The 18,844-nt window shown below is 34.9% G+C and carries 21 protein-coding genes; 2 read left to right on the plus strand and 19 right to left on the minus strand.

Going from position 1 to position 18,844, the window contains the following annotated elements; translation table 11 throughout:
• Positions 1-39 precede the first annotated feature (39 nt).
• The gene (locus tag AC0NJG_RS07605; protein WP_474062959.1) at positions 40-1,197 is read left to right on the plus strand and encodes a flagellin N-terminal helical domain-containing protein; all 1,158 of its coding nucleotides are present in this window, start codon (positions 40-42) and stop codon (positions 1,195-1,197) included.
• Positions 1,198-1,436: 239 nt separating this feature from the next.
• Positions 1,437-2,237, plus strand: a complete 801-nt coding sequence (locus AC0NJG_RS07610; protein ID WP_474062960.1) for a flagellin N-terminal helical domain-containing protein — start codon at positions 1,437-1,439, stop codon at positions 2,235-2,237.
• 95 nt (positions 2,238-2,332) lie between these two features.
• Here AC0NJG_RS07610 and AC0NJG_RS07615 read toward each other — a convergent pair whose 3' ends face one another.
• From AC0NJG_RS07615 to AC0NJG_RS07705, 19 genes are all read right to left on the minus strand, one after another.
• On the minus strand, positions 2,333-3,280 hold the full coding sequence (locus tag AC0NJG_RS07615; RefSeq protein WP_474063003.1) for a DNA-binding domain-containing protein: 948 nt from the start codon (positions 3,278-3,280) through the stop codon (positions 2,333-2,335).
• A gap of 685 nt (positions 3,281-3,965) precedes the next feature.
• Positions 3,966-4,874, minus strand: a complete 909-nt coding sequence (locus tag AC0NJG_RS07620) for a chemotaxis protein (RefSeq protein WP_000075958.1) — start codon at positions 4,872-4,874, stop codon at positions 3,966-3,968.
• A gap of 120 nt (positions 4,875-4,994) precedes the next feature.
• A complete protein-coding gene (locus AC0NJG_RS07625; protein WP_474062961.1) occupies positions 4,995-5,480 on the minus strand; it encodes a LysR family transcriptional regulator in 486 nt (161 codons plus the stop codon).
• A gap of 270 nt (positions 5,481-5,750) precedes the next feature.
• Positions 5,751-6,086: a DUF3964 family protein gene (locus AC0NJG_RS07630; RefSeq protein WP_071742666.1), complete on the minus strand. Its 336-nt coding sequence runs from the start codon at positions 6,084-6,086 to the stop codon at positions 5,751-5,753.
• A gap of 47 nt (positions 6,087-6,133) precedes the next feature.
• Positions 6,134-7,483 carry a flagellar hook protein FlgE gene (gene flgE, locus AC0NJG_RS07635; protein ID WP_078438040.1) on the minus strand — a complete coding sequence of 450 codons (1,350 nt, stop codon included), beginning with the start codon at positions 7,481-7,483 and terminating at the stop codon, positions 6,134-6,136.
• A gap of 16 nt (positions 7,484-7,499) precedes the next feature.
• Positions 7,500-8,087, minus strand: coding sequence for a flagellar hook assembly protein FlgD (locus AC0NJG_RS07640; RefSeq protein WP_071742670.1), 588 nt, complete (start codon positions 8,085-8,087; stop codon positions 7,500-7,502).
• A gap of 3 nt (positions 8,088-8,090) precedes the next feature.
• On the minus strand, positions 8,091-9,281 hold the full coding sequence (locus AC0NJG_RS07645; RefSeq protein WP_474063004.1) for a flagellar hook-length control protein FliK: 1,191 nt from the start codon (positions 9,279-9,281) through the stop codon (positions 8,091-8,093).
• A gap of 10 nt (positions 9,282-9,291) precedes the next feature.
• Positions 9,292-9,702 (minus strand): cytoplasmic protein, encoded by a 411-nt coding sequence (locus tag AC0NJG_RS07650; protein WP_474062962.1) that lies wholly within the window; start codon positions 9,700-9,702, stop codon positions 9,292-9,294.
• A 116-nt stretch (positions 9,703-9,818) separates the two neighbouring features.
• Positions 9,819-11,123, minus strand: a complete 1,305-nt coding sequence (gene fliI, locus AC0NJG_RS07655) for a flagellar protein export ATPase FliI (protein ID WP_474062963.1) — start codon at positions 11,121-11,123, stop codon at positions 9,819-9,821.
• Positions 11,120-11,803, minus strand: a complete 684-nt coding sequence (locus AC0NJG_RS07660; RefSeq protein ID WP_474062964.1) for a FliH/SctL family protein — start codon at positions 11,801-11,803, stop codon at positions 11,120-11,122. Before AC0NJG_RS07660 ends, fliI begins: the two co-directional genes overlap by 4 nt.
• A complete protein-coding gene (locus tag AC0NJG_RS07665) occupies positions 11,790-12,794 on the minus strand; it encodes a flagellar motor switch protein FliG (RefSeq protein WP_000883361.1) in 1,005 nt (334 codons plus the stop codon). The genes AC0NJG_RS07660 and AC0NJG_RS07665 overlap by 14 nt, the downstream gene beginning before the upstream one ends.
• Positions 12,795-12,807: 13 nt before the next feature.
• Positions 12,808-14,382 (minus strand): flagellar M-ring protein FliF C-terminal domain-containing protein, encoded by a 1,575-nt coding sequence (locus AC0NJG_RS07670; protein WP_474062965.1) that lies wholly within the window; start codon positions 14,380-14,382, stop codon positions 12,808-12,810.
• Between the two features lie 22 nt (positions 14,383-14,404).
• Positions 14,405-14,704 (minus strand): flagellar hook-basal body complex protein FliE, encoded by a 300-nt coding sequence (gene fliE / locus AC0NJG_RS07675; protein WP_000701688.1) that lies wholly within the window; start codon positions 14,702-14,704, stop codon positions 14,405-14,407.
• A 16-nt stretch (positions 14,705-14,720) separates the two neighbouring features.
• Positions 14,721-15,134 (minus strand): flagellar basal body rod protein FlgC, encoded by a 414-nt coding sequence (gene flgC / locus AC0NJG_RS07680; RefSeq protein WP_000484673.1) that lies wholly within the window; start codon positions 15,132-15,134, stop codon positions 14,721-14,723.
• 20 nt (positions 15,135-15,154) lie between these two features.
• Positions 15,155-15,562: a flagellar basal body rod protein FlgB gene (flgB, locus tag AC0NJG_RS07685; RefSeq protein WP_002020944.1), complete on the minus strand. Its 408-nt coding sequence runs from the start codon at positions 15,560-15,562 to the stop codon at positions 15,155-15,157.
• 368 nt (positions 15,563-15,930) lie between these two features.
• Complete coding sequence (locus tag AC0NJG_RS07690; protein WP_001058076.1) at positions 15,931-16,203, minus strand: hypothetical protein; 273 nt, start codon at positions 16,201-16,203, stop codon at positions 15,931-15,933.
• Positions 16,193-16,561: a flagellar export chaperone FliS gene (locus AC0NJG_RS07695; protein ID WP_001149509.1), complete on the minus strand. Its 369-nt coding sequence runs from the start codon at positions 16,559-16,561 to the stop codon at positions 16,193-16,195. Before AC0NJG_RS07695 ends, AC0NJG_RS07690 begins: the two co-directional genes overlap by 11 nt.
• Positions 16,562-16,583: 22 nt before the next feature.
• Positions 16,584-17,960, minus strand: a complete 1,377-nt coding sequence (locus AC0NJG_RS07700) for a flagellar hook-associated protein 2 (RefSeq protein WP_474062966.1) — start codon at positions 17,958-17,960, stop codon at positions 16,584-16,586.
• 20 nt (positions 17,961-17,980) lie between these two features.
• Entirely contained in the window at positions 17,981-18,844 is an 864-nt protein-coding gene (locus tag AC0NJG_RS07705; protein ID WP_474062967.1) for a flagellar hook-associated protein 3, read from the minus strand.

Genomic DNA, 18,844 nt, shown 5'->3' on the forward strand with positions numbered 1-18,844 from the left:
TGCAGAAAAGTCAATATAAAAAAATGGGGGTTCTTAATCATGAGAATTAATACAAACATTAATAGCATGCGTACTCAAGAGTACATGCGCCAAAACCAAGCTAAAATGAGTAACGCTATGGACCGTTTATCAAGCGGTAAACGTATCAACAACGCTTCTGACGATGCAGCAGGTCTTGCAATCGCAACTCGTATGCGTGCACGTGAAAACGGTTTAGGAGTAGCTGCTAACAACACACAAGACGGTATGTCATTAATCCGTACAGCTGACTCAGCAATGAACTCAGTATCTAACATCTTACTTCGTATGCGTGACCTTGCAAACCAATCTGCAAATGGTACGAATACAGATAAAAACCAAGCAGCCTTAAATAAAGAATTCAATGCATTAAAAGAACAAATTGATTATATCTCAACAAATACTGAATTCAACGATAAAAAATTATTAGATGGTTCAAATAGAACTATCGCAATTCAAACATTGGATAACGCTGATACAAACAAACAGATGAATATTCAATTAGCTAACGTTTCTACAGAGGCACTAAAACTTAATAAATTAGATATTGAAGGCACTTCTACAGAAACTCTTAAAATGACAGATGCAGATATTACTGCGCTTGGTACTGCACATACTGATACAAAAACTGCTGCTGGTAAATTAGCTGGTATTGATACAACTTCTGTTGCTCCTAAAGACTTAACTGATGCTATCGCTAACGTAGCAAGCTTTAAAGCAGGATTTGAAAAAGTAAAAGGATTCTTAGGTTCTAAGGAAGTCGAAGGTATCGAAAAAGCTTTAGAAAAATTTGATGCTCCTGGTGGTCAAACGCTTGTTAATGCAAAAGCAATTGGTGCTGCACTTACAACGGATACATCTGCATTTAAAAAAGATAGCACTTATACAAAAGAAACATCAGATGCTTCTACTGCAATTGCGTCAATTGATGCTGCATTAGAAAGCATTGCATCTAACCGTGCAACTTTAGGTGCTACATTAAACCGTCTTGACTTTAACGTAAACAACCTGAAGAGCCAATCTTCTTCTATGGCTTCAGCTGCTTCTCAAATCGAAGACGCTGACATGGCGAAAGAAATGTCTGAAATGACTAAGTTCAAAATCTTGAACGAAGCTGGTATCAGCATGCTTTCTCAAGCAAACCAAACTCCACAAATGGTTTCTAAATTATTACAATAAGCCATTTGAGTTAGTTTCATGAATAAACCTCTCTGCTTGCGGAGAGGTTTATTTTTATAAAAAATTCCTTTTTTTGATGGAAGAGAGCATCTGCTGTGCATAGAAGCGGTTAGTGCTTATCTTGATCCCCTCTTATGTTCAAACACAAACAGTAAATAAGCATAAGCCCCTCTATCCTTCCATAACTGTTTATTAGATTAAAAGATACTGACTATATTAATCTATAAGGGGTGTCTATTATGCGTATTGGTACAAATGTTTTAAGTATAAATGCTAGGCAATCGCTATATGAGAATGAAAAACGTATGAATGTTGCGATGGAGCATTTGGCGACTGGTAAGAAGTTAAACCATGCGTCTGATAATCCAGCTAATGTTGCAATTGTGACTCGTATGCATGCACGAGCGAGTGGTATGCGTGTGGCGATTCGTAATAATGAAGATGCGATATCGATGCTTCGGACAGTGGAAGCTTCTCTTCAAACTGTGACGAATATTTTACAGCGTATGCGTGATTTAGCTGTTCAATCTGCTAATGGTACAAATTCAAATAAAAACCTTGATTCACTAAATAAGGAGTTTCAGTCTTTAACAGAACAAATTGGCTATATTGGCGAGACGACTGAGTTTAATGATTTATCCGTGTTCGACGGCCAAAAACGTCCTGTTACGTTAGATGATATTGGTCATACAGTAAATATAACGAAACACATTCCCCCTTCCCCTACACAACATGACATCAACATTTCAACAGAACAAGAAGCAAGAACGGCGATTCGTAAAATTGAAGAGGCTTTACAAAATGTATCACTTCATCGTGCTGATCTTGGGGCTATGATGAATCGTTTACAGTTTAATATTGAAAATTTAAATAGCCAAAGTATGGCCCTAACAGATGCTGCATCTCGAATTGAAGATGCGGATATGGCGCAGGAAATGAGCGATTTTTTAAAGTTTAAATTGTTAACTGAAGTTGCACTTAGTATGATTTCACAAGCAAATCAAATTCCGCAAATGGTTTCCAAGTTACTACAATCTTAAAAAATCATCTTCCTTCTTTGAAACGATTCCATACAAAACAAAAGGGAAATACATATAAACTATGTATCTCCCTTTTATTTTGTACCCAAATTTTATTACTGCGTTACAGTCATAACCTGCCCACTACGATCAACCATAATTTTCATTTTACCGTCTTGTGCGTTATATAACCCTAATTTATGCAAATCTTGTTTACATTCTTTTACGAAGAAAGGCAATGTGCGAATTTGATCGATATCAGAACTCGTAATGAAATGAATTAAATGATGCGTCATTTCTTTTATATCATGAACAAGTTCTTCCTTTTCTCGCTTTAGCTTTTCATTTTCAGCCCGTAATACATGCAATTCGCCTTCGAGACCACGTGCGTTCTTTTCATCTTTTGAACGCTCTGCAGCCATGCTAGAAAGCTTATAGATTCCTTCCATAAACTGATGTAGTTCATGCTCTTTTCTTTCACTACACTGGCTAATCGTTTCAAAATTATCAACAATACCAGATATAACTGTTACAAGGCTTTTTTCACTCTCTGTATTTTGAACTTCTTCTCTTAACTCTTGCTTGTTTTCTTTTTTCATCTCAACAATCGGTTGTTTTACAGGTGTATATTTTCGCTTTCGTCCTGGTTTTTGTTTTTCAATATTTTCAAACGGCATTTCACATTTTTTTAATTTGTAATACGTATTTTGCAATTGACTTTCTGTTTTTGGAAAAAGATTTAGTTCTTTTTTACTAACGTATTTTGAAATATTAATAATGTTTAAACCGTGACGTTGGGAAAACTGATACACTTCATACAGTAACTCTAGCTCAGACTTCAGCCATGTAATCGCTGATTTTTCATATGCTCGCATCCCGCCATGTTTTTCTATATCTATTTGAAATAATACCATTCTATTATATAAATCAACTAGTTCTTCATATTTTACTTGGAATTGTTTTTCTATTTTTTTAAATTCCGCTTCTAGTTGCATATCGTTCATTTTATTATTTGACATGTTTTGTAAAAGACTTAATACATTGATTGCTGTGTGGTGATACATAATCTGTGTCACTCCCCCTCATCCTTTCACAATTCTCATCTGACTCCCATGTCTTCTCAGAAAATAGCAATTTTTTCATATCCATATTATAACATTTCGAAATTATCTGTCAAATATTAAACATACAAAAATGTATAGAAAGTATAGAAATAGAAAAAGAAAAAGATTTTTTATTAATATGTATAATTACATATTAATCACTTTTAATTATATTATATGGTATTTAGAATGTAATTTCACCGAAAAAATTTGCGTTATCACGAAAAATTAACAAAATAATCCAAAGATACATTTTTATATTTTTAAACAAAAAATCTTCAAATAAAGATTTTTCATACATACAATCACAAATACTCCAAAAACGCTACATCTTTCCACCTATACAGAGTATAGAACACTAAAAAGGAACTAACCAATATTACACACGGTTAGTTCCCTTCTCTCCACTAAAAGAATAGAGTTATAAGTAGAAATCTATAAATCTTCAATTGAAACCTCACATCGCGTGTGGCTCTATTAAGCACTAACCGCCATCGCCACTCTCAATGTCCCACTTCTTCCACTTACCTAAAAAACCCGCTACATATCTCTGGTCTTAACATGGCATAGGGCTCTATTAGGCACTGACCGCCACCAAGCATGGCTAGAGCTTCTATTCCAGCTAAAAAAAGCTTTTAAATCTCTTTTACAGCACTAACTTATCAACTAAACCAATTAACTCTTGAATATCCGGCTTACTTACTTGCGCATTTGCTCCTACAGCTTCGCCTTTATGGAATAATTCATTTGTAATTAATGAAGAGAAAATAATGACCGGTAAACGATTCATTACTTCACTATCCTTAACCACTTTCGTTAAATGATGTCCATCCATTTTCGGCATTTCAATATCCGTAATTAGCAAGTGAATATGCTCAAACATTTTTTCCCCTTGCTCTTTCGCTAATTTTTCAATTTGTGCTAACGCTTCTGCACCATTGCTGAAGAAGTTCATTTTCGTATATCCAGCTGATGATAATGTTTCTTCTAGTATTTGGCGAAGCATTGCTGAATCTTCTGCAATATAAATCACTTTTTCAGCTCGATCTGTTTTCTGTTCTAACCCTGCAAGTGATTTATTGTCATAACCAGTACCACTAATTTCACATACAATTTTTTCATAATCTAATAGCAAAATAATTTGCCCATCTAGCTTTACAATACCAGATGTCGTTTCTTCTAGCCCCATAGATAATGAAGCTGGTTCATCAATTTGTTCCCAAGAAATACGTTGAATACGATGCACTTCATCCACGCGGAAAATAACTTTCATTTGGTTTAATTCAGAGATAATAAATTTCGTTTGATCAAGTGGCTTTGTCGATTTTAAATTAAGAGCTGTCGCTAAGTTAATAACAGGTAAAATTTCACCACGTACTTGAACAACACCTTCAACTGCATGATGAGATTCTGGCACAGTTGTAACAGGGAATGGATTAATGATTTCACGTACTTTCATTACGTTAATACTAAATAGGTTTTCACCAACAGTATATGTAACAATCTCTAATTCATTTGTTCCGCTTTCTAATAAAATACTTTGTGCTTGTGACATAAAGGTGTCGCTCCCCTTCCATTAATTCCATATATCTAATTATTAAGCTTTATAAAAGAGAAAAAGTCAACTACCTATATGAAAAATATAGATAGTCGAACGATTTATTTTAAAAGACGCTTAATCTTGTATAAACGAAGCAAGTGCCTCTAATAACACTTCTTGTGCTCCTACAATTTCTGTCGGCATTGCTTCCCACTTTTTCGAAAGCTCCGTTTCTACTCTTATTCTTAGCTCCGAATCCATTTCTTCTAGCACATATTCTTTCGTCGCTATATCAACATCAAGTAGCGCAAGTGCATATAATTCTGGATCATTTATTTTTTTAAATAATTGTTTCAATATAGCTGGTGCTATATGTTTTAATTTTTCAATATGAATTTCCTTATCCGAAAATAGTAACTCATATTGAATAAACGTAACATTATCTTTAATCACTTTAAAATAGCAATTATTTTTTTTACCATTTACAAAATAACCGTTCGGATCTGCAATAATACTCTCTACTTTACGAATTAAATCTGGCAAACTACTCGCCGCCATAACAGTCCGCTGCTCAACCTCACTTGGCGAAATGAATGTAACGCGATACTTATTCTGCGCCATCCTCCTCACCTCTCCTTTTATAGAAATCTATCGTCACATACTATCGAAAAGCACCGGTCTGCCATAAAACGATTAACCATCCCAGTAACCTTCCATAGATCCATTTTTGCAACTACACTTCGCTTACATCTTCTTCAACTACCCTAGTAACTCTCCATACCTCTGTCCTTACACACCAGTCGAGGTCCTATTAGGCACTAATCGCTCCAAAACAACGCTGGGTCCTCTCTTCAACCCTAAAAAGAGCTTTTAAGGTCTTTTTAGATCTTTTTAAGAGCTTTTCAATAACTCGATGTTATTGAACCAAAATGCAATCTGCTGATCCGTTATCCCTGATAGTGTAATAAAAAACTCACGGCACTTCATCTCGTCCTTAAACAGTTGATACTTCCATTCTCCTTCACTACCAACACTTACGAAATAAAACTCATGAATACGGCCAATGATTGATTGCTTTTCGCCAAATGAATATGGAGGTACTTGCTTAATTTCAAATTGATCAGGTAAATATACATGCTCTTCTCGTTCCATTTTTAACACTTGCTCAGCAAGTTCACGTTTATTTTCGAAAAAAGGCAATTGTAAAATTCGCTCTTGTCTTGTCATACGAATAAAAAACCCTTTCTACTACATTACAATTTTTCTGTATTATATTATCGAATTAAGTTTACTACTTCATTTAATACTTCATCTGACACTTTAATTACTTTCGCATTTCCTTGGAATCCACGTTGATACAACATTAAGTCAACGAATTCTACAGATAAGTCAACGTTTGAACTTTCCTTCGCTCCACCACGTACGTTACCGGCACCATTCTCACCTGCAACTCCAATTGCTGGAATACCTGACGATGGTGTTGCAATGTAATTACCATTTCCTGATTTCATTAACCCACCTGTGTTCGGGAATGTAGCCACTGCTAATTGTCCTACAACTTTCATACTACCATCTGAATACCTCATCATAACGAAACCACCGTCTGAAATAGAATAATCATTTGCAATTGCTGCTGGGCGTCCCGCTACATTTGTTGCTGTAAGTGTTTTTCCTGTTGGATAATTTGTTAAACCACCTAAGTTCAACTCTAGCTCTTTATTAGCAAATGGAATCTTTATAGTCCCACCTTGTGTAACCTCTCCTGTATTAGGATTACGTTGCACATCTTCGTCAAGCTTTTCTAATTTACCAGTTTTATCAAATTTAATGTTTTTCGTTAAAGGTGTACCGTCTTCCCCATTAACAGCCTTAAATTCTTTTTCATTTTGAGAATCATTTCTCATAGAAAATGTATATGTATATTCTCCTGGAACAGGTACATCAACTGTCTTTTCGCCATCTCCATCGCCTTTACCATCTCCAACAGGCTCTTTTCTTGTAACCTGTTTAATATCTAAACGTAATGTGATTGAATTTCCTTCATCATCATAAATTGTAAAATCTGTTGATAGATTTGATTGATTTCTAGATAAATTCCCAGCTAGTGTTGCCTTATCAGTTACACTTCCTCCTATGGCCGAACCAATAGGAAGTTTTATTGCACTTGGTTGCGATGAAAAATCTATTTCTTGTGTACCTGGTTTTACACCATAGCCTAATACATACTGTCCACCTGTAGCCGTTATAAAATTGTCAGCAGATGCACCAAAAGAACCTTTTCTAGTATACTCTATATTTCCTCCGTTACGATCCCCAACTATAAACAAACCATTTCCTTCTATTGCTGTTTCCATCTTCTCACCGGTTAAAGTAATAGAACCATCACTAAAATCTGTAGCTGTACCACTAAATTTCAAACCATTACCAACACTCTTTGGATTCGTACCCGCATAAGAACCATCACCGCGTGAACCAACTGTATTATTATATAGTAAATCATCAAAAATAGCTTTTTGCTTCTTATATCCTGCTGTTTGCGCATTCGCAATATTATTTGAAGTAACACTTAATGCATTTTGTGTTGCACTCATTCCTGTAATACTTGTATATAACGCTTTAATCATAACTTATGTACACTCCTTATTTATTTTCTTTAACTTCCTCAGTTTCTCCAGCCGTTTCTGTATTTTCTTTTTTCTCATCTTCTGGATTTGTTTCTGTTATCGGTTTATCTGATACTCTTTCTACGAAGCGGGTTGAGACAACTTGGTTACCAACAATAAGTTGGACATCATTATTTTCAGCAAGTCGCACTGTTTCCACTTGACCAAATACTTTTTCTCCCTTGTCGTTAACACCTCTAACATACTTTCCTAAAAACTTCATCCCTCCATCAAGGGCTGTCGAATACATCGTTGTTTGAAGCTTATCAACAGCTTTTGTCATATTCTGTACTTGTTCCATAAGGGACAGTTGAGCCGTTTGATTCATCATTTGGTTTGTATCCATCGCATTAAACGGATCCTGCTGTTGAAAACTGGCTAAAAACAGCTTTAAAAAATCATCTTTATTCATAATACCAGGTGTGTTTTGAGTACCCGTTGATACCCCGTTCGCTTTTTGAACTGGCGATTGTACACCACCGTTAACAGCCGCGTTCTTTGTTTGCGCTCCTGCTTGCAACGGAATATGATTTGTACTCGTTGTATTCAATCCAACTGTTGGCACGCTTTATCCCTCCAATAATCCCGCAAATTCGTTTGCATGTTGTTTCTCGTGTTTCTTACTTGCTAATTTTTGTTTGTGCCTTTGCTCTTGTTCTCGCTGTTCTTTACGATTTTCATCTTTATCTGAATAACTAATTTGAATATTGATTTCTTTTTCTTTTAACTTTAGTCTCAATTCATCAAAAATGATTTCAACCCGTTTTTTCGCATCGTGCTTTTCCATTTCTACATGGACATCAATTTGATCTCCATGTTTTTTCATAAACACAGTTAATGTACCAAGTTTTTCTGGATTGAGCTGGAATAAAACACGTTCTTGTTTCACTACAAACTTTTGCAGTGCTTCTACTTGCGCTTCCATTTTCTTCCCTATGTCAGGTAATGTCACTTTTTCAGTCATTCTATTTTGTTTTACTACTGGTTCACTCCCCACTGTTTTTTGAAATAATTCAGCTCCATGTATCTCTGAGTCATTCGCTATAAGCGTTTCTTCGTTTTGAACTAATTCTTTTGCTTGAACTTTTTCAGAACCTTTAGCCGAATCCTTTGCTGAATTTTTTTCTAAATCAAAGGCTCTCTTTAATATGTCCTCATCATTTTCCTTTTTTAGAAATTCCGCGTTTTTCGGTTCTTCCTGTTTCTTTGCAATATTACAAGTTTCTGTTTCTACCACTTTCAATACTTGCATCGTTTGCTCTGGCATCGTCACTTTATCTAATACCATTTGCATTGTATCTTCTAAACATATAGCATTTTTGATATTCATATTTGATAGAAGCTCTTGTAATTGTTGTAATTCAGCTGCAGGTAATTCGTTAAGTTTTATATTTCCATATTCCTTATATAGCTCTTGTATTTTTTGTATGTATTGATATAACAATTCTGGCTGCACACGTAATTGCTCAATTGCAACCATTTGCTCAGATACAGCTAACAACAACTGTTCTGTCTCTTTTTTTTCTTCTTTCTTTACAATTGGCTCTTCTTTCGTTACTGATTGTTTAGAAAGAATATATTCTTTTTTTTCTTCTTTTGGTGCTTCTTCTCGTTTCATTTTCTCCGTTTTCGGCTGCTTTTTATTTTCCATTCTCATCGTACGATCGAATGAAGAATCTTCACTTTTTGATTGTACTTCTAGCCCTTTTTCTTTTTGCGGAGGTAAACTTTGTTGCACCGGTAATACAGACTGTATCACTACATTCACCTCATCCATTCATACACATTTTCAAATCAAGAAGCATTTTTTCTTCCTGCTTTTCTCGTACTTTTGCAAGCTTCTTACAATCTTCTCGATACATCTCATCAATGACACGTTCTTTTTCTTTTACTTGCTCTAAAAGGCTTTCATTTTTTTGAATAAAACCTTCTGTTTTTTTTATTTTTCGATTCCATTCTTCTATTCTTTCAGGTGAAAACGTATGTGAGGAAAGCATACCAGCCATTATACGCTGCCCAGTTTGTACGACTTTACTACGCGATTTTACTACATATAAATCATATTCTTTTTTTTGTTCTATTTTTCTTTTTTCAGCTGTTAATTCATACACTTCTTTCAAAATCTGTTCTTTTTCTTGATTTATTTGCAATTTTATCGTGTCATACTGCTGCTTATCCACCTGTTTTAATAGCCCCTTCCTATTATAACGCTCTCTTTTTCTATTATATAGTTTTTTTCCAAAAAAATCTGTGAAATATTAAAAAACAAAAAAATAAGACCTCTTGAGCAGAGGTCTTATACGATATGGTGCATCGCTTCAACAATATCATCAAATTGAAAACGATCTGATCGACCTTGTTTTAAAAACGTATTTATACCTTCTACTTTGTTTTTACATTCAAAAATATAAGCATTTTCTGCATTTTCTTGAATCGTCCCTAATTTAAAATACAATTCATTTTCTTTATAAACAGATAAGATTTTTCTCATTTCATTTGCAAGTTGCCAGTGATTTGGCGACACGATTTCTTCCATAATCCTACTTACTGAATCTAGCACTGAAATAGCAGGGTAATGACTGAGCGTTGCAAGTTCACGCTTTAATACAATATGTCCATCTAAAATACCACGTGCTAAATCTGGTACAGGTCCGTTTAAATCATCCCCATCAACGAGTACGGTATAAATACCTGTTATGGATCCCTTTTGTGTTTTCCCAGAGCGCTCTAATAACTTCTTCATATAACTTTCCATTAAGAGTGTTTTACCACCAATCGGCAACTCTTTAACGGCAATATCAACACTTCTACGCGCGTCAGCAAAACGAGTAACAGAGTCCATCATAAGTAGTACGTTATTACCTTGATCACGGAAATATTCAGCAATAGATGTCGCAAGCTTCGCTGCACGAAGTTGCATTAGGTGACTTTCATCTGACGTCGCTACAACAACGACGCTTTTTCGCATTCCTTCTTCACCTAATTCTTTTCGAATAAAGTCTTTTACTTCTCGACCACGTTCTCCTACTAAACTAATAACATTAATGTCAGCTTTTGCGTTTTTCGCAATCATTCCGAGTAAAGTAGATTTACCAACACCAGAACCTGCAAAAATACCAATCTTTTGACCGATGCCAATTGTTAGCATGGAATCAATAGATTTGATTCCCGTTTCAAATACATCGGTAATTTCTTCACGTTCAAATGCATGAATAGGCGGGGCATCTAGTTTTATTTTTTGCAATAGAATGTTTTCAGCGTTCTCGTTTAACACTTCACCATTTGCACTTAACACTTTTCCGAGCAAATGATTACCACGAGGTATAACAACATCTTCTGTAATTAGTGTAACTGAATCTCCGTAACATACTTTTTCTGTCTGTTCAAACGGAAGTAACATATTGTTTTCTTTTTCAATCGCAATCACTTCACATAAAACATTATGTTCTCCAACGAAACAAACATCTCCAATTTTCGCCTTTGGCCCTTTCGCTACGAAAAACTGTTCTTGTACACTATGAACTTTACCGACTTTCGTATAAAACGGTGTTTCAATAAACGTATTCCATTTTTGGTTTTCATTCATTAATAGTCGATTCATACATTTTGCTCCTCAAATAACTTCTCTTCTTCCCATTTCTGGCGAAGTTTCGCAAATATAGGTGCAAATTTAAATTCAAAGAACTCTTTCTCTTCTTCTAGAACAAATTCACCGAACTGTAAGGAGAAATCATATTTCCATTCTACTAATTGTAGTAACCAATATTCTTTCGTATTTTCCTTCTCTTCTTGAATGCGTTCAAATGTTTCTGGATGTACGGTAATAACTAGTTTTTCAAACGAAGTAGGTAACGTTTGCACGATGCCAGTTAAAATAGGTAACACATCAAGCAATCTAGCATCTACTGCTTGATTCACAATTTTTTCTGCTAGTTGAAAAGATTGATCCCATAATAATTCTGTCCATTCGTATGCTGTTTCTTGTTGTTCTTTTTGAAACTGTATACGTGCGGATTCTATCTCTTTCATCTGCTGCTGTACATGTATTTGAAATTGTTCTTGATCATGTAATAACTGTTGACGCTCTCGTTCTAACATTTGTTGTTGTTGCTTTAGTTGATTCAGCTCAATATGTAATGATTGTTGCTGCGCAAGAAGTTCTTCATGGTTCACCTGTATTTCTTCTACTTGAACTGGTATTGGTTTTGGAAATTGTAATTCATACGTTTCTTCAGAAAAAGAAACAGAATTCTTCGGAATTCTGTTTTTAAATAAGGACATCATCTTCACCTCTTTGAACGATAATTCTTCCTTCCTTCTCTAGCTTTTTCACTGTACCTGTAATCGTTTGCTGTGCCTTTTCAGCATCCGTCATCTTAAGCGGTCCTAAGCCATCTAATTCTTCTAGAATCATCTCTTTACGGTTTGAAGACATACATGTAAATAATTTCTCTTTAATTTCTTCTTTTGCAATTTTAAGTGCTTTCGCAATAACACCGTTATCTGTAATTTCCTCTAACACACGACGAAGTGCAAGATCTTCAAGTCCGAGTAAGTCTTCAAATACAAACATGTTTTCTTTAATTTTCTCAGATAACTCATAATCCATTTCATCCAGCTTTTGAAAGACTGTTTTTTCAACACCTCGTGAAACGTTATTTAAAATGTTTACTATTGTTTTCAAGCCATCTGTTTTATTAATTGCATTAAATGCCATATTATTTAATTTTGATTTTAATAAATCCCCAATTTGATTTATTAATTCACCATCAACTTGCTCTAGCTTCGCAATCCCCATTACCGTTTCTACTCGCTTATGATCTGGTAATCTCTCAATTAATTGAGAAGCAAGCTGCGGTTTAATATAAGAAGCGATAATCGCAATCGTTTGTGGCGATTCATCATTAAGTACAGTAAGAAGTGGTTCTAAATCTGTAAGTGAATTTAAGAATTCAAACGGATTATCTTTGTTATACCAAAGATCTTCTAATAATTTTTCTAGTTCGTCTTCTGGCATATTTTTAAATATGCGACGAATATATTCTTTATCTGGAGTCACTAGGTTTAATTCTTTTACATTTAATTCATACAAGAACTCCCCTAGTACATTTTCTAACGTTTCCGGTTTATATACACGAAACTTCGCGATTTCACGAAGTAATACTTCTTTTTCCTCAGCCGTCATATATTCAATGACTTTTGCTGCCACCCCTTCTTCTAATGTACGAATAAGGATGGCAGCTTTTTCTTTGGAGGAGATTTCATCTAACATCGTTGTTCCTCCCTTACTGTCCATTTAACCATTTTTTAATTACTTTTGCAGTTCCTTCTACATGTTCTTTCGTAGCATCCTGCACTTGTTCATCTAACGTCGGTTCTTTCGGTTCTTCTGGTTCTGGTTTTGGCTCTGGTACTATTTTCTCTTCAGGAATTTCCATAATACTTTCATTACTTGCAGCAATTTCCTCTTCTGCTAAGTATTCTTCATATTCCTCTTCTTCTTTCTTTCTCTTACGTCTTGCTAAGAAGAACCATACTAGACCACCAATCGCTAATAAACCAGCTGGAATTCCACCGAATAACCACCAGTTTATACCGCTTTCTTCTGGTTCTTTCTTCTTCTCTTCTTTCGGCTGATCAAACTGAACAGTTACAACGTTAACTTGACCGTTTGTAAAGTTTCCATTCGGATCAGCTTGAAGCCCAGCAGCTGTGCCGATTGCTTCTTTGAAAGTAGTCATATCTATTTTTCGTTTTACTAACGTATCGTTGTCTACCCATACTACAACATTTGTTTTCGTTAATTCTGGGTGTTTCTTAATTGTTTCAACTGTTTTATCTATTTCATAGTTTTCAATTTTGTTACCATTTTTATTATCGTAGACGATTTTACCATTTTGATTATTGTTCGTACCGTAGTTTGGTACTTCGCCGTTCGCTGTAATACCAGCACCTTGCTTCGTCTCTGCACCTTCTTGTGCAGTAGAGCTTTCTTCTTGCTCTTGTTTACTACGAAGTACACCTTTATCACCATATTTTTCTGACTGGCGTGTAACTTCATCATAGTTTACAGATACTTTCGTATTCACTTTATATTCATTCGGTTTAAACATCGTCATTAACGTTGCATCAATATCTTGCTTTAATTTACCTTCAATTTGATGCTGCATCTCTACTTCTTTTTCATAAGAAGAGGAACTAGTAGAATGCGCTCCATCTGCCCCTTTTGAGATGACACCTTTTTTACTATCAATCACACTTACTTCTTCTGCTTTCACCCCAGGAACTGCTGCACTAATCATTTGCTGTATACCCGCAACTTGATCAGCAGTTAATAATTGTCCACGTTTTACCCCAACAGTAATCGCAGCTGTTCCTTTTGCTTTTTCTTCATCAAAAATTGTCTCTTTTTCAGGTAATGTAATTTGAACATTCGCCGTTTCAACTGTCGCAAAGTTTCTTACAATATCTTGCTCCAATTGCTTTTTCGTACCGACAATTTGCTTCATTTTTTTATCTTGCTCACTTGAACCGAGCGAGCTTTCTAATAAAATTTCCTCACCGCTTTTAGAATTAAAAGGTAAGCCCATCCCATTCATTTCTTTTCGCACCCATGGAGCATCATTTTTTTGCACACGAATCGATCCATCGGCCGCTAACTGATAATCGACACCTAGCTTTGATAATTCTGCTGTAATCTCTTGCTTATCTGCATCATTTAAATTTTGATATACAACAACATATTTATCTGGCAAGGTGAAGTATAAAAGTGCTCCTGTTACAATCGCTAAAAGCGCAGCACCGATTACTAACTTATGCCACGTTTTTAACGATTGGATAACATTTTTCATCTTTTCCATTTAAACACACCCGTCCACTTTCCTAAATTTGCATATTAATTAGTGACTTATAATTTTCAATAAGATTATCACGTACGAGAGCAGCCGTCTTCATTTGAGACTCAGCCTTCTTCTGCTGAATTAAAACGTCATGCGTTTCTCCTACCCCTTTAGTTAGTAAATCATATACTGCTGTTTGCGCATTGTTTTGTGTTTGATTCATATCTTCCAATAAATCGATAAACTTTTTCCCCTCAACTACTGATGTTTGAGAAGTTTTTGGTGCACCAATTTGCTGAACCACACCAAATGGTTGCGTATTTAACATCGGTTGGATTTTCATATTACTATATTCCCCCTTATCCTCGGCCAATTTCTAAATCTTTATCAAGCATTTTTTTATTCGCATTTAATACACTTGTATTTGCTTCGTACATTTTTTGGGCAACCATTACATTCGTCATTTCAGCAGTCACATCAATATTTGGATAACGTACATATCCTTCTTCATTTGCATGCGGATGTGTTGGGTCATACACTAAGTTTTCAGTTTTATCTGCTTCAATACTTTTTATTTTTACCCCATTAGTAGGAGACCCATCTAACATATTTGCAAAACTATTGTTTGATTCTAGCACTACACTACGACGCTCATATAAATCTGCCCCCGGAGCCGCCGTTGTATTTGCATTTACAATATTATTTGAAGTAACTTCCATCCACTTTCTCGCTGTCGTTAGTCCTGAGCCACTTGCATTAATTGCCTGAAACATCGTTGTCTCTCCTTCTACTTTTAACGTCCGCGTGCCGCTTGGTTAATTGCATATTGTGTATTAATCGCGTTAATTGAAATACCGTATAACTGATTTGCTTTCATTAAATCTAGCATTTCTGTCGTTACATCCACACTATTTCCATCTTTATTCGTTTGCATTGATTTTGTTTGAATCTTTGCATATGTATTTTTCGTATTTACTGTCGGTAAGTGCATTTCATTCGTTTGATATAAATCTGGATTGCCCTTTAAGTCTGCAGCATTGTTCTTATATAATGCACTACTTTTATTCATTTGCTCAGCAAATGTTACATCTTGCGCTTTATAGCCGGGTGTATTCGCATTTGCAATATTACTAGAAACAGTATTTCGTTTCGTCACTAAATAATTCATATAATGGCCTACATCACTCACTAAATCTGGCATATTCCACACCCTTTCTTTTTTTACTTAGTGATCCACTGATGGAAGTTTCACTTCATTATTTATTTTCTTATATGTGTTTATTAAAATATTAACAATCATGTACCCTTACATATTTTATTCCATTTTTCCATTGTTGTCTTTAGAAAAATACAAAAATATAAAAAAGAATACAAAAAAACTGTATACACGCAATAATCTATGAAATATTTCAATCTATGATTTACAAACTAAAGTTCATTTTCACATTATTTAGATTACTACTATTTTTCATTACAGTCATAAAATGAAACCTCAATCAGCGGAAATCTTTATTTAAATAAAGGAATGGATCCCCTCTTAAAAGGGGAATCCGTTTCTAAACTCTAGCACTAAAATTTACCGTAAAATGAATTAGCTTTCATGCGCCCATCATTTGTCATAATCATTTCTTCCAAAATCTTTTGCTTATCCCGAATATGCTGTGCCGCCTTAATAATGAATGGACTTACTTCTGCGGCAACTTGCGCACGCGTTTCCTCATCCAATGTCATCATCCAGCGATTTAACATTTCACTCTTCTCAGCAAACTCTTCATCTGACACTTGCAATTCACCGATTTCATTAAAACAGCCGACAAACGTCCGATAAATGTCATTGTTCATTTTCAAGTGCTCCGCGGTAACCGTCTATTAAATCTTGTAACACTTTCACAATCGCATCAATATCTTTTGCTTCACGTGTTACTTTCATTGTTTGAATTTGAATGCTAATCCAATCGTATAAGCCATATAAACTATCATATAAATCCTTCGTAATTTCAGGATTTAATTGAAGCTTCAATTCTTCAAAAATACGTTCTAACTTTTCAAGAAGTGCATCTCCTTCTTGTAGTTTAAAAGCATGTAGCAGTTCTTCTAAATTACGAAACTCTACAATGCATCTTTCATAAATAAAAATTGTATTTTTAATTGGATTACTCGTCATAATATCATTTTGCATATAACGTTGCCATGCTTGCATACAATCACTTCCTTACCTTTCATTAATCATCACTTTTTTGTTTTGTCATTGCTTTAATTGTTTTTAATTGGCTATCTAGCGCCGCTAATGTACTCTCTAGTTTTTGATACTTCTTCACAATTTCATCTTGTTTTTGCAAGTTTTGCGTCTCAATATCTTTAATCTTTTTATCTAAATCACTTACACGTGAGTCAATGCTTTTTACTCTCTCTCCGACTACACCTTTATCACCAAATAACTTATCAAGTGGCTCTTCCATCATTTTTCCTAAACCGTTAGAACTAAAGAAAAATTGCTTCGCTGCATCCGGTTTTTCTTTTAACGCTTTCGTTAATGCTTCATCATTAACTTCCATCGTTCCATCTTGTTTTAATTGAATACCAAATGAGAATAAGTAATTACCATCTTGTGAAAAAGTTACAACATTGTTCATAGCTTGACGCACACTTTGCATAATAGCTTGGCCTTGGAACGCCCCGCCTTTTCCAGCAAAGATATCTACTGTAGAAACAGCTTTATTATAATCGGCAACCATTTTTTTAATAACATTTGCTGCGTCTGTTACGTTTGAGTCACTTACTGTGAATTTTAGATCTATCCCTTTTGCTTTTTGTTCTGTTGTTGTACCTGCATCTGGTGTTCCTTCTACTTTCGGCTCAGTTACTTTCAATAATTCAATTTTCACACCTGGAAGAGCTTCAACTGTATTGGTAGAACTTTTACCTTTAATACCATTAATCGTATATTCAGCATTTTGCGCTTCATTAATTACATTAACCGCTACGCCATCCTTACTAGCTAACCCTATATCTTGAAACAATGTAGATGTATTGTCCTTAAAATTAATTACTCCATCTTCTCCCTCTTTTTTTGAGGTCATGAAAATTTTATTCCCAAGTGTATAAGCTGATACGCCGTAATCTCCATCATTAATTTTATTAATTAAATCTTTATATGTCATATCAGATGTTACTTTTAATTCTTTACCACCTAGTTTTAATGTTTCATCTCTATTAAGCTTTGCATCTACATCAATTTCTTTAGAAGCTATTTGATGACGCTGCGCAAGCTGTGTAATCGTCATATTAAAAGTTCCAGCGATCGCGCCACCATCAGCTTTTACATTAATATAACCGTCTTGTGATGTTGTTACCTTTTTCTCATTTCCTTTAAAAGCCGCTAAGTTTTTAAAAGTTTGCGTAAAAGAGCTAAATTCTGATTTTAAACTTGTATATAATAGTTTATCTTGTGAAAGTTGGTTCTTTTCATTAGCATAAGGCGTCTTTCTCATTTCTAACGCTTGCATTTCTAATTCTACAAAGTTAGATGTATCGATCATATTATTTCCGAGGTTCCATATTTGTTGTCTACCACCGATACCCGTTAATGTTCCTGCCATAATTTCTCACTCCTTATAGATTACATGTAGTCTAAAATACTCGTTTTACTCATCGTACTAACCGCTTTAAGCGTCGCTTCATACGTTGCGTTTATATAAGCTAAATCAGAAATTGCTACCGCTAAGTCAACATCCTCAATTTCTTTACGGTTTTCTTGAAGCGCTAAATTTTGTTCACTTAAAATTGTTTTAAACGTCTCCATTGTATTCATTGTCGAACCAACTTCAGTTGTACGATTAATGATACCGTCTAAATTTTTCTTATTCTCTCCTAATAACGGCTGTAATGCTTTTTGGTCACCCTTTTGCATCGCTTCACTTATCTGTTTTAACGTTTTTATAACAGGGGATAATAGTGCTTCGCCGTTACGAAATGCTTTTAATTCATAACCGTCATTTAGTTGCCAGTTCACATCATCTGGTCCACCTTGATACGTACCATCTTCTGTAAATGGTGGTTTTTCCGCACTATCACCACCAAAAATATAACGACCTTGCTCTTTCGTATTCGCTAAATATACGACCTGTTTTAAAATTTGATCTATCTCTGCACCGATAGCCTTTAATTCTTTTTCACCATTTTGCTCACTTAATGCCTGCACCATTAATTGATCTGCTCTCGTTATAGATTTTAAAACACCTTGTAAAGTATTTTCAGTTTGTGTTAATACATTTTTCGAATCAGCTATATCTTTCTGCATCTGTTCAATATTCGCCAATGAATGTTGAATCGCAAATGATTTACTTGCTGCAAGTGGATCTTCACTCATAAGAAGGTTTTTCTTCCCTGAAGTTACTTGATTTCGGTGGTACTGCTGTTGCACATTTAAATCCATTAACTGATTCTTTGCCCAACTTGCATTTTGAAATGTAGATACTCTCAT

Source organism: Bacillus sp. SSR7, from assembly GCF_055902415.1.